Source organism: Photorhabdus temperata, assembly GCF_025384845.1.
GTDB classification, from domain to species: domain Bacteria; phylum Pseudomonadota; class Gammaproteobacteria; order Enterobacterales; family Enterobacteriaceae; genus Photorhabdus; species Photorhabdus temperata.
Map to the genome: position 1 here is coordinate 49,481 of NZ_JAJAFX010000014.1, position 16,846 is coordinate 66,326.

The 16,846-nt window shown below is 39.2% G+C and carries 12 protein-coding genes and 4 pseudogenes; 4 read left to right on the forward strand and 12 right to left on the reverse strand.

Going from position 1 to position 16,846, the window contains the following annotated elements; translation table 11 throughout:
- Positions 1 to 4: 4 nt before the first annotated feature.
- The 6 genes from hscB to trmJ all read right to left on the reverse strand — a co-directional run bounded on the left by hscB (position 5) and on the right by trmJ (position 3,975).
- On the reverse strand, positions 5 to 526 hold the full coding sequence (hscB, locus tag LGZ99_RS07525; protein ID WP_262978997.1) for a co-chaperone HscB: 522 nt from the start codon (positions 524 to 526) through the stop codon (positions 5 to 7).
- Positions 527 to 563: 37 nt separating this feature from the next.
- Positions 564 to 887: an iron-sulfur cluster assembly protein IscA gene (gene iscA / locus LGZ99_RS07530; protein WP_021323905.1), complete on the reverse strand. Its 324-nt coding sequence runs from the start codon at positions 885 to 887 to the stop codon at positions 564 to 566.
- A 104-nt stretch (positions 888 to 991) separates the two neighbouring features.
- Complete coding sequence (gene iscU / locus LGZ99_RS07535) at positions 992 to 1,378, reverse strand: Fe-S cluster assembly scaffold IscU (protein ID WP_021323906.1); 387 nt, start codon at positions 1,376 to 1,378, stop codon at positions 992 to 994.
- 27 nt (positions 1,379 to 1,405) lie between these two features.
- Complete coding sequence (locus LGZ99_RS07540; protein WP_262978998.1) at positions 1,406 to 2,620, reverse strand: IscS subfamily cysteine desulfurase; 1,215 nt, start codon at positions 2,618 to 2,620, stop codon at positions 1,406 to 1,408.
- Between the two features lie 49 nt (positions 2,621 to 2,669).
- Positions 2,670 to 3,164, reverse strand: coding sequence for a Fe-S cluster assembly transcriptional regulator IscR (gene iscR, locus LGZ99_RS07545; protein WP_036838203.1), 495 nt, complete (start codon positions 3,162 to 3,164; stop codon positions 2,670 to 2,672).
- Positions 3,165 to 3,249: 85 nt separating this feature from the next.
- Positions 3,250 to 3,975, reverse strand: a complete 726-nt coding sequence (gene trmJ, locus LGZ99_RS07550; protein WP_262978999.1) for a tRNA (cytosine(32)/uridine(32)-2'-O)-methyltransferase TrmJ — start codon at positions 3,973 to 3,975, stop codon at positions 3,250 to 3,252.
- Positions 3,976 to 4,100: 125 nt separating this feature from the next.
- Here trmJ and suhB point away from each other — a divergent pair, with 125 nt between their 5' ends.
- A complete protein-coding gene (gene suhB / locus LGZ99_RS07555; protein WP_036838200.1) occupies positions 4,101 to 4,904 on the forward strand; it encodes an inositol-1-monophosphatase in 804 nt (267 codons plus the stop codon).
- Positions 4,905 to 5,423: 519 nt separating this feature from the next.
- Here the strand turns inward: suhB and LGZ99_RS07560 are convergent.
- Together LGZ99_RS07560 and LGZ99_RS07565 are read right to left on the reverse strand one after the other, a co-directional pair.
- Positions 5,424 to 6,197, reverse strand: a pseudogene (locus tag LGZ99_RS07560) (IS982 family transposase); the annotation flags it as partial.
- Between the two features lie 540 nt (positions 6,198 to 6,737).
- A pseudogene (locus LGZ99_RS07565) lies at positions 6,738 to 7,088 on the reverse strand (IS5/IS1182 family transposase); the annotation flags it as partial.
- A gap of 157 nt (positions 7,089 to 7,245) precedes the next feature.
- Here LGZ99_RS07565 and hemA point away from each other — a divergent pair.
- The 3 genes and pseudogenes from hemA to LGZ99_RS07580 all read left to right on the forward strand — a co-directional run.
- A pseudogene (hemA, locus tag LGZ99_RS07570) lies at positions 7,246 to 8,430 on the forward strand (5-aminolevulinate synthase); the annotation flags it as partial.
- 709 nt (positions 8,431 to 9,139) lie between these two features.
- Positions 9,140 to 9,631: a GNAT family N-acetyltransferase gene (locus LGZ99_RS07575; protein ID WP_036838197.1), complete on the forward strand. Its 492-nt coding sequence runs from the start codon at positions 9,140 to 9,142 to the stop codon at positions 9,629 to 9,631.
- A 12-nt stretch (positions 9,632 to 9,643) separates the two neighbouring features.
- On the forward strand, positions 9,644 to 10,711 hold the full coding sequence (locus LGZ99_RS07580) for a Gfo/Idh/MocA family oxidoreductase (protein ID WP_036838195.1): 1,068 nt from the start codon (positions 9,644 to 9,646) through the stop codon (positions 10,709 to 10,711).
- A gap of 185 nt (positions 10,712 to 10,896) precedes the next feature.
- On the opposite strand, the gene LGZ99_RS07585 is transcribed toward LGZ99_RS07580, so the two are convergent.
- The 4 genes and pseudogenes from LGZ99_RS07585 to treC all read right to left on the reverse strand — a co-directional run bounded on the left by LGZ99_RS07585 (position 10,897) and on the right by treC (position 16,769).
- Positions 10,897 to 11,139, reverse strand: a complete 243-nt coding sequence (locus LGZ99_RS07585; RefSeq protein ID WP_152552722.1) for a Tn3 family transposase — start codon at positions 11,137 to 11,139, stop codon at positions 10,897 to 10,899.
- A gap of 1,154 nt (positions 11,140 to 12,293) precedes the next feature.
- Positions 12,294 to 13,451: an MFS transporter gene (locus LGZ99_RS07590; RefSeq protein WP_036838189.1), complete on the reverse strand. Its 1,158-nt coding sequence runs from the start codon at positions 13,449 to 13,451 to the stop codon at positions 12,294 to 12,296.
- A 520-nt stretch (positions 13,452 to 13,971) separates the two neighbouring features.
- Positions 13,972 to 14,934: pseudogene (locus LGZ99_RS07595) on the reverse strand (ISAs1 family transposase).
- Positions 14,935 to 15,107: 173 nt separating this feature from the next.
- Entirely contained in the window at positions 15,108 to 16,769 is a 1,662-nt protein-coding gene (treC, locus tag LGZ99_RS07600; protein ID WP_036838186.1) for an alpha,alpha-phosphotrehalase, read from the reverse strand.
- Between the last annotated feature and the right edge of the window lie 77 nt (positions 16,770 to 16,846).

Sequence of the window (16,846 nt, forward strand, 5' to 3'; positions counted from 1 at the left end):
TTCCTTAAAAGTCGTCCAGTAAACGTTCTTCCAGTTGTTCAACCTGCTGCTGCAATTTATCCAGAAAACGCAATTTACGAACGGTATCGGCTGCCTGTTCCCACTGCTGATCATTCAATTGTTGTTCCATTTGCTGACTGCGGGTTTTAATCATCCCGTTCAGACGTTCAGCGAAATCAGCCAGTGCCGCTTCTGCATTCGCTTTACTTTCAATAAATTCCAACTCTTCCCGCAACATGAGCTGTTCCATCAGGAAAGTGTGGTCATTCATAGTGTGCTGCTCATTGGCTAAATCAAAACCATGCAGAGAGAGCATATATTCAGCGCGTTTTAGTGGATGTTTAAGCGTCTGATAGCCGTCATTGATAGTCGCTGCCTGCTGCAACGCCAGCGTTTTTTCACGCTCCGGCTGATTAGCAAAGCGATCAGGATGAAACTGACGCTGCAATTCCTGATAGCAGTATGTCAGCTGTTCACGGTCAATAGCATAACGAGCCGGCAGCCCGAATAAAGTGAAATAGTCCATAATCTAAACTTACTCTGGATTTGGCCGAAAAACGGAATTAAACGTTAAAACTTTCTCCACAACCACATTCGCTGGAAACATTCGGGTTGTTGAATTTAAAGCCTTCATTAAGGCCCTCTTTAACAAAATCCAGTTCTGTACCGTCGAGATAGACCATGCTCTTGCCGTCTATGATAACTTTGACGCCCCTCTCTTCAAACACGGTGTCGTCTTCGTTAATCATATCGGCAAATTCAAGCAGATATGCCATACCTGAGCAGCCTGATGTTCTGACGCCCAGACGCAAACCAACACCTTTTCCACGGTTACTCAGAAATGACGAAACGCGTTGTGCAGCACTTTCTGTAAGGGAAATTGACATACAACAACCTCACTTTTTAAAACCAGCAAAGGTGGATACTGGTTGGTATATAACAGCCAGCATCCACCAATATTTGTTTTCTATTTTCTTATTATCAAGGGCAATTACTTGCCCTGGCGCTTACTTTTGTAATCCGCAATGGCCGCTTTAATGGCATCTTCTGCCAGAATAGAGCAGTGAATCTTCACTGGCGGCAGTTCTAACTCATTTGCAATTTCAGTATTTTTGATCGATTCCGCCTGCTCCAGAGATTTGCCCTTCATCCACTCAGTGACTAAAGAGCTGGAAGCGATTGCAGAACCACAACCGTAAGTTTTGAAACGCGCATCTTCAATAATGCCTTCATTATTGACTTTGATTTGCAGTTTCATGACGTCACCACATGCAGGGGCACCGACCATGCCGCTGCCAACCGTTGGATCTTCATTATCGAAAGAACCGACGTTACGTGGATTTTCATAGTGATCAATTACTTTTTCGCTGTAAGCCATGATGTTATTACTCCTGAAACCGTCTGATTAGTGATGAGACCATTCGATACTGTTTAGATCCACACCTTGTTTGAACATTTCCCACAGTGGAGAGAGTTCACGCAGGCGGCCAATAGATTTGTGAATCAGTTCAATGGCATAGTCGATCTCTTCTTCCGTGGTAAAGCGCCCTAAAGAGAAACGGATAGAACTGTGAGCCAGTTCGTCATTCATACCCAGCGCACGCAATACGTAGGAGGGTTCCAGGCTGGCAGAAGTACATGCAGAACCAGAGGAAACCGCCAGATCTTTTAATGACATCATCAGTGATTCGCCTTCAACATAGTTGAAGCTGACATTCAGAATGTGTGGGGCGCCATGTTCCAAGTCGCCATTAAGGAAGACTTCTTCGATATCTTTAATACCCTGCCACAGGCGTAAACGCAGGCCACGCAGATGCTGAGATTCATTTTCCATTTCCTGCTTGGCAATACGGTAAGCTTCACCCATACCGACAATCTGGTGAACAGGCAAAGTACCGGAACGCATACCACGTTCATGACCGCCACCATGCTGTTGAGCTTCAATACGAATGCGTGGTTTGCGGCGAACATACAACGCGCCAATCCCCATCGGCCCATAAATTTTATGCGCAGAGAAAGACATCAGATCCACTTTCAGTTTGGTTAGGTCAATAGGTAATTTACCTACGCTCTGAGTCGCATCAACATGGAAAATGATACCGCGGCTACGGCACATTTCGCCGATAGCGGCGATATCCTGCACCACACCAATTTCATTGTTAACATGCATGATAGAAATCAGAATGGTGTCATCACGCACCGCGGCTTCCAGATCGTTTAAATCAATCAGTCCATTGCTCTGAGGTGCCAGATAAGTGACTGCAAATCCTTCACGCTCTAACTGACGGCAAGTATCCAGAACCGCTTTATGTTCGGTTTTGCTGGTGATGATATGCTTGCCCTTTTTCTGATAAAAATTAGCAGCACCTTTAATAGCAAGATTGTCAGATTCCGTTGCGCCGGAAGTGAAAACAATCTCACGGGGATCGGCACCCACTAAATCAGCAATCTGATTACGGGCAATATCAACCGCTTCTTCAGCCTGCCAGCCAAAACGGTGAGAACGGGAAGCCGGGTTACCAAATACCCCGTCCATGGTCAGATAATGCATCATCTTTTCAGCCACACGCGGATCAACCGGTGTTGTCGCTGAGTAATCTAAATAAATTGGTAATTTCATTGCTCATATGCTCCCTACTTCTAATACTTCAATTCATCACAAGCTCTGCTTATGCGCGCAGATTAACATTAATTGTTTCTTGTGCTCTGCCGTGAGGTGCGCGGCGCTTATCGTTATCCTGGCGGTCAGCAACGTCTAATACTTCTTGGTTATTAACTAATTCTTCTAAACTGATGCTACTCAGGAAACCGGTAATACGGTCACTTAAATCGCGCCATAAAGTATGAGTCAGACAGCGATCACCGCCCTGACACCCTTCTCTGCCCTGGCAACGCGTCGCGTCTACCGATTCATCAACAGCGAAAATAACTTCGGAGACGACAATTTTCCCGGCATCTCTGCCCAGTAAATAACCACCACCCGGACCACGGACACTTGAAACCAGACCATTTTTGCGCAAGCGAGAGAATAACTGCTCAAGATAAGAGAGGGAAATACCCTGACGTTCAGAGATGTCGGCCAGTGGTACTGGACCTTCCTGTGAGTGTAACGCCACATCAAGCATGGCAGTTACTGCATAACGCCCTTTAGATGTCAATCTCATAAATGATTACCCCGTGGTGAAATATGACGAAATTGTGTCATTCCTGAGTGTTTTAGTCAACTATTTAACCGAGTGATTTACTCAACTATTTTTTTGCCCATTTTTCAATGGAGGTCAGGATACCACGCAGAATATTCAGCTCCTGCGTCTCAGGCCGGGCGCGGGTAAAAAGCCGTCTTAACTTATTGATTATTTGACCAGGATGGGCTTTCCTAATGAAACCAGCATCATATAACACACGTTCAAGATGATGATAAAAACGTTCCATATCATCAACTAATGGATATTCGGTCTCATCTGTTTTCTGCTCAGGTTTATCCTGACACGCCAGATATGCCATACGAATTTCATAACTGACAAGCTGGACAGCCATAGCCAAATTTAACGAACTGTATTCCGGGTTAGTCGGGATATTCAGATGATAATGACACTTTTGCAATTCTTCATTCGTCAGCCCTACACGCTCACGTCCGAAGATAATTGCTACCGGCGCATGTTGAGCTTCCTGCACGCTGCGCTCGCCACATTCACGGGGTTCGACCATCGGCCATGAGAGGGTCCTTGAACGGGCGCTGGTGCCAATCACCAGTTCACAACCAGCCAGAGCTTTATCCAGACTATCAACAATAGTCGCATTACCAATAACATCGCTGGCGCCAGCAGAAAGCGCAATCGCATGGGAATCTGGCTGAACCAGTGGATTAACCAGATAAAGGTTTGTTAATCCCATAGTTTTCATTGCCCGGGCGGTTGAACCCATATTCCCGGTGTGGGAAGTTTCAACCAGGATAATGCGGATATTTTCTAACATGACAACTTCTGGATTAGTTATAAGATCCAAATATCTTAACACAGCGTTAGTCATTTTTCCGAACTACTGCTATACTGCGCGCCGATTAATTATCCGTTCTTTAACATCCTGGTGGAAGATATCCCATGCATCCGATGCTGACCATCGCCATACGTGCGGCGCGTAAAGCCGGCAACCTGATTGCCAAAAATTATGAAACTCCCGATGCGGTTGAAGCTAGCCAAAAAGGCAATAACGACTTTGTCACCAACGTTGACAAAGCCGCAGAAGCGCTCATTATCGACGTTATCCGCAAATCTTATCCTAAACACTCAATCATTACTGAAGAGAGTGGCGAATTGCTAGGCGAAGATGATGATATTCAATGGGTAATCGATCCACTGGATGGCACCACTAACTTTATCAAACGTCTCCCCCACTTTGCCGTTTCTATTGCAGTACGCATCAAAGGCCGTACTGAAGTTGCTGTTGTTTATGATCCAATGCGTAACGAACTTTTCTCCGCAGTCCGTGGTCAGGGTGCTCAGTTGAATAGCTACCGTCTGCGTGGCACTAATGCCCGCGATCTGGATGGCACTGTTCTGGCGACAGGTTTCCCATTCAAAGCAAAACAACATTCCACTGTTTATATTAACACCTTGGGCAAATTGTTTGTTCGTTGTGCTGATTTCCGCCGTACCGGTTCGGCAGCGCTGGATTTAGCTTATGTTGCAGCAGGCCGGGTTGATGGCTTCTTTGAAATTGGCCTGAAACCGTGGGATTTTATGGGTGGCGAGCTGTTAGTACGTGAATCCGGCGGTATCATAACCGATTTCGTTGGTGGTCATAATTACATTCATTCCGGCAACATGGTTGCAGGTAATCCACGCGTGGTTAAAGATATTTTGGCCGAAATGCGTGATGAGTTATCAGAAGCATTGAAACGTTAATTCAAAGTCGATCTTAAAGCAGGAATTGCAGGCGATATCCTTTAAGCCTGCAATTCCATATTTACCTCGAAAGGGTACTTTCACCGACATAACATAAAGACGCATAGGTAGCTACACATCTCAGAACCCTCTTTAGCTCACCTTTATAATCAACCAAGCCAGCCACGTGAAAAGACAGATGCTCTGCCACCGGACTAAGTTTTTGTGTTTCGCTCTGATAGTCAACTTGGTAGCCTTCTTTTCCGCAGATTAACCACTGGAATCCCTGAGAACTGAATTAACACAGATGTCCCACCAAATCACCTCCCTGCCAATCACATGAATCAATGCCTTGCCCAGTTCCCGTGCTTCAATCCGGTTGATACTAGTCAATGCATCCAGATGAGTTTACCGGGCAAGCCGGTCCTCAGAGCCAAGTGATACCCGGTATTATCCGTCAGTGAGTATGCCACCAGGACTATTGGCTAACCGGAAGCGGCATCAACCAACAGGCTGGTTTGTAGTTAACCCGAATTCCTCTTAAGCCATCACTGGAAAATCGTCTTCTGAATAGAAATTTTTAAGTGATGGCTTTTTCAATTTAAGGCTGTAAGCAATCACACCCCCTAAAACAGTCAACAGAAATCCTTTTATACTTCGGTGGCGCGAGTGTTCTATTTGAGAAATGATTTTTAATTGCCCATTAATTGTTTCAATGATAAAGCGCTTTTATAACATTACCCTATCCCATTCAGCTTGCATGTGAGCTTTCATATTTCGGCGCTTTTTGGTGATGAAAGTGATCCCCGTTTTAGCTAAATCGTCAGCCAGTTCCTGACTGAGATAACCTTTATCACCATAAAGAGAACCCGTTAATTTTTTTGTTAATTCATGAACAGGTTCCCGATCATCCACATTACCCGCCGTCACTTTAAGCGCCAGAATTTCCTCCTGATGGTTTATAACCAAGTGTAATTTGAAACCGTAAAACCAACCCATTGAGGTTTTTCCTCGTTGCGCTATCCCTTCAAAGACTTTATGGCGGGGAATACGGATGTTATGACAAACGCGCAGACTCGTGGGATCAATAAAAGCAATGCCTGTCGGTTTCCCTTTTAATTGCGTCAGATAACTGCATAGTGGCATCAAAACAGAAAGGGCGACACTAATAAAACGGGTATAACTGAGCAAGGAGGGAAAATCGTTGTGGTGATATTTCCAAATATGCGCCAGATAAAAATGTTTAAAATCACGGTTAGTTATATACTTTCCAACCCAAAAACCGAGCCTTAATCTAACACTCACTGAAATGGATTGTCTTATACAAATCTAAGGTTACCTATGCTGCCAGAATCCCGGTATTGGTTTTTTTAGGAACAGAAAAACTTCGTTGAGCAGTTAAATTAAATAACCTATTCAACAGTTTCCAATTTAAATTCGGGTGAATAACGTTTCATTTGTGACTCCAAAGCCTCCAGCAGGTGAAGTGACCCCAAAAAATTCTATCTAAGGAAAAACAAAACAGGTTTTTATAACTAAGAGAGTATTTACCATAGCAAGTTTAGTTAATAAATAATCGACTACTTAATATTTAGTTTAATTATTAAACAAATAACTAATTATTTATAATATTAGTAGAAAAAATTATGAATTTATAAAAAATTAAAATTATAAGAAATATTTTAATATGTTATTTTCAAATAATTACCAAAAGATAAATCTTATTTTTATATATAATTAATGAGTGTAGTGTTTAATTAATTTTTAACTAGTTATATTTTCCACCTTAAACTATATCTTAATATATTATTACAATAACTTGAGATTAAAGATGTATATAAAAATACTTAGAATCTATCCCAATAGGGTTTTGTTCCAGACTATAATCCCGCATACAAAATGTAACATAGCTTCATAGTTTTCGACCTTCTTTTCCCATCGGATTAGTATCCGGCGAAAGCGATTCATCCAGCTATGAGTCCTCTCGACAACCCATCTTTGAGCTTTAAAGTCCGTATTCTGGCAGGCATCTGATTCTTCCTTGCGAGACTGGATGTACGGCTCGTAGTGCCGACTCTGTAGATAGCCTCTCAGCCATTCAGCATCAAGCGTATCCGCAACGAGTTTGATATCGTGCGTATTTGCCGCGGCAACAACGAGTGAAAGAGGAAGCCCTTTAGCATCTGTCATGAGGCTGCGTTTTATGTTCGGGGATAAGTGGCGCCATTTTTCCCCAAAGTTCATCACTGAGCCGCCATTTGTTGTTTGCCATATTCTCTATACCTTCAGAAATTATCCGTTATAGAATATGACAATTCCTTTTGGGATAGGTTCTTAGTAAAAAAATAGAAAAACTGAAAAAACAGGACAATATTTTGAGTTCATTACATTAAATCGTATTCGAGGACAATATCCTTTAGCTAAACTAAATGACTTAGAAAACTCTGAACCTGTTGTCGTTTGGTGTAGTAATGATTACTTAGGAATGTCTCAACATCCAGTCGTTGTTGAAGCTATGCATAATGCCATTGATTCGTTTGGCGCTGGTTCAGGTGGGTCTCGTAATATCGGAGGTACCCATTATCATTATGAAGCATTAGAATCTTCACTAGCTGAATGGCATGGCAAAGAGTCTGCACTAGTATTTCCAACAGGATATGGCTCAAATGATGCAACATTACAATGTTTACTAGGTTTGTATGAAAACTGTATGGTTTTTTCTGACGAACGTAATCACGCATCTATTATTAATGGCATACGTTGCTCAAAGGCAGAGCGTAAAATATTTAGACATAACGACACTCAACATTTAGAAGAATTACTTAAGAAACAACCATATGAACGCCTAAAATTAATTGTTTTTGAATCTATTTACTCTATGGATGGTGATATTGCTCCAATTAAAGAAATTGTAAGACTTGCTAAAAAATATAATGCTTTAATATTTCTTGATGAAGTACATGCTATTGGTATGTACGGAGTTAGGGGAGCAGGAATAGCTGCTGGTTTAAATATCTCAGGGTCAATTGATATTATTCAGGGGACTATGGCTAAAGGGATTGGTATTATTGGAGGATATATTACTGGTTCTAAACCTATTATTGATGCAATTCGCTCTTTCGCCTCAGGATTTATATTTACGACTTCATTACCACCAGCTATAGTGGCAGCATGTTATGCAAGTATTGAGTACTTAAAGAACTCCGATATAGAAAGAAAAAAATTACATAAAAAAACTGAAATGCTAAGAGACTCTTTCAGCAGAGCAGGAATTCCAATCATGAATTCTAGTGAAACACACATATTACCTGTATTAATTGGGGATTCTGTAAAATGCAAAGCTGCTGCGCGTCAGCTACTTGATATACATAATATTTATCTACAACCAATTAACTCACCGACTGTACCAGTTGGAACAGAAAGATTTAGAGTAAATATTACTCCTAATCATTCAGAAGAACAAATATCACAGTTAACTAATGCTTTGATTGAAATATTTCTCAAGTTTAATATACCTTTTTTGGGTAATAGAAAAATTACTGGATAATAATCCCTGAAATTAGATAATAAGTGTAATTTCTCAGAATAGAGGTCAGTTATCTTAACAAAGCTAACCCTTGAAATTTTTTAGGATCGCAAATTACATATTGGACAAAAATAGCATTCTTATATACATATTAGGAGCTACGACTATACATAATGAATATTTTATTGTCATTTGCACTGTAGTGATCTTAGTAAACAACTTCTTGTTATAGAAAAATGAACAATGAATTATGTTAAACCACAAAAAATACCATGTGTTTATGGTTTGTTGATGTGTTATAAATAATTATTTAATGGCATAATTATTTGGTATGATTTTTCCAAGAACGCTACTATAACCATCATGCCAAGAACTATTAACGATGTTGCACTTATTATGTGAATCCAAGTTGTCAATGTAAAATAGATATTACTTTATTTAAAAAAATATATGCTTAGACATCCTGTTAATAAGTTCATATCAAGATACTCTGACTAGTCACTATTTTATTAAAAAAATAGTAAAAGTAACCTCTTGTGAATAAAGTAGTTAATTTGAAGCATTTAAGTCATGGGTAGATTATTTGAAGAGAGGTGCAAAGACAGAGCGGTTCATGCTCTATATAAAATATATATTCAGGTAATAAGTAAGTACTTATGCTGCTGTTCAAAAATTTCTATACTTTTAAAAAAATATATTCATTAAAAAATAATTAATGGAGTTGATAATAATGCTAGAAAAATTGTCTATTCGTAAAGCTACAATTCAAGATATTGAAGATCTAGTTGAATTAAGAAAGGTATTATTATCCAGTGGTGACACACACTACGCTGCTAAAAATGAAGAAGATGATCTAGCCTGGCAGAATGCGTATAAGGGTTGGATTAAAGAGCATGTTTCAAACGAAAATATCTTAATTTTAGTAGGGCAATATGGTGAAGATACAAATATTTGCTCATGTGTTATTGGAATAATTGATTTACGTGCACCTATCGCAGGTGCACTTAATGGACGAGTTGGTTGGGGACAATCTCTTGTAGTACGTAAAGATAGGAGAGGTTTAGGAATTGCTGAAGCTATGATGGAGTGTTTTCATAACTGGTTTAGAGAGCAAGGTGTTCATAAGGTTGTTATTCAATCCAGCAAAGTAGCGGAAGAATTTAATAAAAATAGAGGTTATTTACAAACTGGCGAACAATTGCTATTTAAAATCATCGAATAGGAGAATGATACGATGAAAGTTTTAATTATCGGAATGGGATTTTCAGGGAAAATGTTCCTTGAAGCATTTCATAAAATCTCTCACCTGTATAATCTGGATATTAATATTGCCTATACTTCTAGAACCAAAAAGAATATTGACTTAATCTATTACCCTAGTGTAAATTCGTCTTTGAGATTATTTAATCCAGAAATATTAGTTATATCTGTCAATGATGAAAACCATGGAGAAATATTATCTTCAATTAAAAATTATAGAGGATTCATTATATGTGAGAAACCCTTTGTAGACCCTAACTTCGAATTAAGTAAAGCACGTGATTTATTAGGGGCTGCATCAGGCTTCTGTTTAAATATGGTGGCAAGATATTCACAAGCCGCACGGTTGTTAAAAACTTATGTAAATGAAAATAATTTAAAATTAATAAGAGCAAATTTTCTATGGAAAAAAAATAGAATTAATGATTATCGTCCAACAACGGGAATTATTAGTGAAATTATACATCCATTAGATCTAATTCAATGGATTAACCTTGATTATTCATTAAATTTAAATTACATTCAAGGTATAAAATCTGACTATTCTATATCTGGAGACGAAATACCAGATAGCACTTTTATTATAGGTGAAATAAATGGGGCTGTAGTCACAGGATATAGTAGTTTTGTAAATCTATTTAGAAGAAGAGAACTAGACTTTGTTTTTCAAGATATACATAATAAATTAATTTTTTCCCAATTAGCTTTTGATACGCCAAACTGGTATGAAGATTCGGTAAGAATTTGGACGGAAACTAGTATTAAAACTGAAGAAATCTTATACTTTAATTCTCTTGCTCATGAATATAATGGAGATAGAAAAATAGAGAGAGTTGTTAATGTTGTCAAAGATATTACAGATTTTATTATGATGGGAAAAGAACCTATTTTTAACTTTCCTACTTTAGAGGATGCCATACGACTTCAAAAATTACTCAATGAAATTGATTCCAAGAAACCAAAATTCTATAAAGTAAAATATAATTTTTCAAAAGAAAGAATTTTATTAAGTGAAAAAAGTGGATTTGGGAGATTAGGGTAGAAAATAGGATCATGTATTTAATGTGTTGAAGCTATGGGGTGTTGATGTTTTGTTATTTTTATCTTAAGTTGGAAGTGGCATTTGGCACCAGAGGAGGAAAAAACGCCTTAGAGGGCGAGCAAATTGGCCTAAATAGGAAAAATGGCTCACAACATTTTTCATCATGAAAAAACAAGCCTATCATTTTAAACAGGACTTGTCAGTTGCCTAGAGCCTGTATTACAGGCCTCCGCCATCAATATGGCGCAAATACTGATATTCATATCTTTAACACGAACAGAACCTTCTGATACATGGGTAAATACTTCTGTGAATTTAGTTCGTGCATCAATTTCCAATATGGGTTCCAGTAAATCAACTCGTGACAACATGTCAGTCACCTGATTACGTAGCTCAATGAAAGAAGGTGATTCTTCAAGTATCGTCAATAGGACTCAAAACCAGTCCCATTCTTTGGTCATCCCCACTATTAGTAAATCTTATCGCCGGATTATCAGGCAGACTTTTCAGCACAGCACGATTGCCTGATCAAATTCTTCAGCCATTGCCGCCAGTTATGGGTTCAGGAGCAGATGAAAAACCAAGAGAATATAGCGAATCACATGCTTGCCACTCACTACCGTCTAAAAGGCTATTTTCGTGAATCAGCATATCCAAGCACCAATCAACAAAACACCTCCACACACTTTCTAACCGACGCAAGGACTGCTTGAAATTGGACATTCTCAGCAATATTAATAATGTCTTTCTTCCTGTACCGCTTCGATCGCAGTTTTGACCTCATCCGCTCTAACACCAGAAAAATCCTCCAATAAGGAGAGCTGATTTTCAATCATGATCTTGCCGATTAATTGATAGTGAATCGACTCAGACTTTTGAAGTGTATTTAATTAAAGCCATGTTGAGTTAAAAACGGCGAAATATTAATTTCTTAGAATTACACTTCCCCAAAATTAACAACTGAAGAGTAAAATTTACGATCAAGTATTTAGTTAAATAACTATTTAGTGATTAAAATATCATTTTGTAAGCTGGTTCATAAGGTAACTTTAGTGTTATCAGACGTAAATACAAAGTGGGCTTCCATTTTATATAAAAAACAATCAAACACTGCTTTTTAATAATTTCATCCTTTCAATACTTCATGATCAATAGAATAGAGGGTGTGTGTTTTTTTATCTTGATTTAGTATTTTTATGACCAAATCAACCACATAAAATAAGTTAGATCCAGCCCTAGTACTACAGCCGTAGATACCAGAAAGTTGCATTTTCCTTGATGCTCACAACTCTGAGAAACCGCATGAATTAAGCTTTTCTATGAGTGTCTTTTCTGTTGAAAAAAGTAAGTACGACTGTAGTACTAGGACTAAATTGTACTATACAAGGAAATCCTAAATACATATTTTGATAACAGGACAGATAAATGAAGAAATGATAAGGAATATGTGAAATGTCAGGAAAAACATGAGCATTTGTATAATCAATTATCTTCGAGAAATATGAAGTAAAAGCGCTAAGAATCTGAACTGATAGCACTCATCTGGAACGAAATTAACGCCGCCTTCTATGAAGGCGGATTTTTACTTAGTATTTACTATCTTAAAAGCATTACTTTTCATACTATAGAACTGAAGGCCTAATGAAATCACCATAGAGAGAACTGCAAAATAAATTAGAGCCATGGTCCCCATTCCCAGAGATATAACTACGCCACCCAATGAGGCTCCTACCGAACTTCCTAGATAGTTAACCGAACTATTGAGAGCAACGGCAGCACTTCCGTGTTTAGGCTGATAAGATAATAAAATGTGTTGCTGAGGAGCTCCTGATGCCCATCCCATAGCCCCCCATATGAAAAACGGCAAATATTTTATAAACGATAGATTAATCATTACTGGGATGCATATGACAGAGCATGTTAGAATAATTAAAATAATTGTCATTAAAATTTTTGGCGCTTTAAAGTAGTCAATTAAATATCCAATTGATATACTACCAAACAAACCACCTAATCCCCAAGCCCATAAATATAATGCTAAATTACTTAAGTTATCAAGATCCTGTAATAATGGAGATAAATAGGTGTATAAACCTAAGCTTGCAATACTTGCAAAGAACGTTATTAATACAGTGACAGCCACTCTTTTATCTAAAAACATTGCAATTCTTTCTTTCATAGCCGGTGGCGCAATAACTGGAACATGTGGTAAAAATTTAAAGATACTTAAAGCTGAAATTAAACTAAGAAGAACGACAAACCACATTGCAGATTGCCAATTCAATTGGTCAGCGATATAAAGCCCCATAGGAACACCTAATACAGTCCCCATACTCATACCACCTATCGTTAAGCCAAGTGCCCGCCCTTTCTTTTCCACAGGCACTAGCATAGTTGCTCCAGCCACAGCTAATGGTGAAAATAAACCGGCACCAACACCGGCAATCGCTCTTGATATCAAAAACACAGAGAAATTTGGAGAAACTGCGGTTAATGCATTCGCAAGTCCAAAAATTATTATAGAAGTTAATAGGACTTTTTTTATAGGTTTACCTGCTAAAAGCGAAGCAAATAGTGGGGCAGATATTGCATAACATAAAGTAAATATACTTACAGACTGTCCTACTTGAGAAACGCTTTTTTGATAACTATCACTAATTCCCGGCACAAGTCCAGCGATAATATAGGCATCAAAACCCAGAGCAAACATACCTATAGCTAAAAAAAGAACTTTTTTCATAGTGTTGCCATCCTTACATAGTTAACAATACCATAACAAATGAATTTTATGCATTATGATTGACTAACCTTTTTTTAATATATAAATCAATATATTATGTAGCTAAGTGCAAATCATAAGTAACTGCTTCTAATACCGCTACACCTGCGCAAACATTGTGCCACAAATCATGGAGCATTTCTCATCTTACAGGCTATGATAACAAGCCTCTCAGCTTGTAGTGGTAGACAACAAAATAATCACTATCAGTTATTAAATGATCTATTACTCGGAACGGATAATTAAATCACACTTTCTTATATTCCTTGAAATACATTTTGCCCCATCAGTCTTTTTGATGGGGAAGATAATTATCCTGACAAAGGGATGCCACTTACAATTGTACAACCATCTTTCTAAGAATGTTTATAAGACACTCTTATAGTTGTTTTAAACTCTCTCCTAAATAACTTCATATAAATCAAAGAATATTCAGATCTTATTAAAATAATGTAATCCTAATTAATTGTTAATCATCTAATCACCGGCACTTTGATGCATGGCCGTCTTTCAGTCTCGTATGTTGTTTGATCACGTTTAATAATACCCGGTTAAATAACGCTATATGTGCCGCCCCACCTAAACCTTTAAGTAATAATTCATCTTCCCGAAAAGTGATATTCAGTACCCAGTGCAGTTTATTCTTGATCCCCCCTGCCGCCTAATCGCTTTTGCTACCACTTCAGCATCTAATGGTAATGAACTCACATACCTACGTGAATCACAATAAGTTTCTCCCTTTCCCTCTCTCACAGGTCACTTCTATCAAACTGTGTATGAATAACCAGCAGCGTTGAAGTACCTCGGGGAGATCTGCGCTGATTTGCATCACGGTGCTTTGTTCTGTACGACCGAGTCCCTTATTTTTCTCGGTAAACTCAATGAGTTCATCACTATCATAATGGCTGGTAAAACGAGATTTAACAAACTTATGGCGCTATTTTTGATGGCCTTTTATTCGTACAATAAAGTCACCCCCGACGCTGAGTGACAAGATTGAGGGTTTCCGTCTGGCAATGTAAAAGCATCCAACGTAACGTAACTCCATCAAGAACAAGTAATTTAATGAGTCATATAGCTACAGTCCCTTATTTACCTTTGCCAGCTCCCCACTACGTTTTTCCATCAATCACGATGACATTTTTCCCTTCGCTGATCCGACGATGATTGATCCAAGGATGTAGGGCTTCAATCAAGGCATCACTATCAATGGCCTTGATAATATTTAGCGATACAGTGTCGGCGGGGAATGTCGTGAGTAAAAGCAAAGTGCTGTTTAAGCCACTTAAATTGTCACTCGCCAAATCCCTGAACAGATTTCCAGCCAGAAACACCACTCAAAATAGCCGCGAAGACCAGAAAAATAACATCTATTAATTCATGTTTTTTTATTGATGTCAGCACACGGGGTGGGTATATCATTGATATATTTCAAAATAGTTATCGTCAAGCCCACTTTTTTATGAAAGATGATGATCAGATTATTTTAATGATGAAAAGTTCCATAAAAAGTAAGATACCCCTGCTTCTGAGTCACAAAGCACGAAGGTGGGCAGAATGTCAATTGACAACAAAAAAGTCACTGATGAACTTTTTTGTTGCCATTTTAAACCTGAATTAATTTGCTAACCAATAAGCGGCTTCATAAGGTTGTAACTGCATATCTTTTGCAGGTAGCTGATGTTCAGGATAGTTCCCCATCAACTTAACCCATGAACAATCGGATAAAGAAGCGTCCAGCGACCATTCCTGCACTTCCGCACTGAGATTGGCGATAACCAGCAACACTTGGTCTTCCCAACGGCGAACATAACACCAAAGCGAAGGGTGAGATGGCAACAAATCTTCATAGCTGCCGTAGGTCAATACCGGATATTCCTTCCGCAGTTTTATTAAGCGCGCATAACAATGGAAAACCGAATCCTCATCCTGAATGGCATTTTGCGCATTCACTTCCTGGTAATCACTATTCAGCGCGAGCCACGGTTCTCCCTGAGTAAATCCAGCATTGGAAGTCGCATCCCATTGCATCGGCGTTCGCCCATTGTCGCGGGATTTTTTCGCTAAGACCGATAAGATTTTCTCTTTATCATCGCCTTGCTCAATCTTCTCCCGGTAAATATTTAAACTTTCTATGTCCCGGTAATCTTCAATTTGAGAAAAATCAGGGTTAGTCATCCCCAACTCTTCTCCTTGATAGATATAAGGGGTTCCCTGCATACCGTGCAGCACCATTGCCAACATTTTAGCGGATGGAACCCGCCAGACACCTTCACCACCAAAACGTGAAACAATACGCGGTTGATCGTGATTACACCAGAACAGCGCATTCCATGCCCGTTGATGCATACCTTGCTGCCACTTAGCAAAGATTTTTTTCAATTCAATAAAATCGGGCGGTGCTGTAACCCATTTTTCGCCATTGGGGTAATCAACTTTCAAGTGGTGAAAAGCAAAAACCATCGACAGCTCTTCACCATCTAATGAAGAGTAGCGTTGACAATTTTCCAGTGAAGTAGAAGACATTTCCCCTACCGTCATCACTCCCGCCGGCTGGAACGCTTCTCTGTTTATTTCTTGCAGAAATTCATGAATACGGGGACCGTCCGTATAGAACTGACGCCCATCCCCCTGCGTTGCTTCAGGAAAATCCTGCTGCTTAGAAACCAGGTTGATAACATCCAAACGGAAGCCATCAACGCCAAGATCAGCCCAGAATTCACAAATCTTTTTCAGCTCGGCCCGTACGGGTTCATGCTCCCAGTTGAGATCTGCCTGTTCAACGGCAAACAGGTGTAAATAATATTGTTGACTCGCTTCATGCCACTCCCAGGCACCTCCGCCAAATTTTGACGACCAATTATTGGGTGGAGTTCCAGGCACCCCATCCCGCCAGATGTAATATTGCCGGTAAGGACTATTAATATCCTGTGCTTGCCTGAACCAGGGATGTTGAGTCGAGGTATGGTTGAAAACAATATCCACAATCACACGAATATCACGCTGATGTGCTTCATCAACCATACGCTTAAAATCATCCATTGAGCCGTAAGCCGGATCAATCGCACAATAATCAGCAACATCATAACCGTTATCTACCTGTGGTGAGCAGTAAAAAGGCGTCACCCAGATAGCATCCACACCCAGTTTTTTCAGATAATCCAGCCGGTAAGTAATACCATTAAGATCGCCTGTTCCGCTACCGGTAGTATCCTGGAAACTCTTAGGATATATCTGATAGATAACACCTTGTAACCACCACGGAATGATTTTGTCCATCGAAAACGCCTTATCAATATATTTCTGAATTGAATAACCTAAATGGTTACTTTTATATCTGTTACTCAGATGAAGAT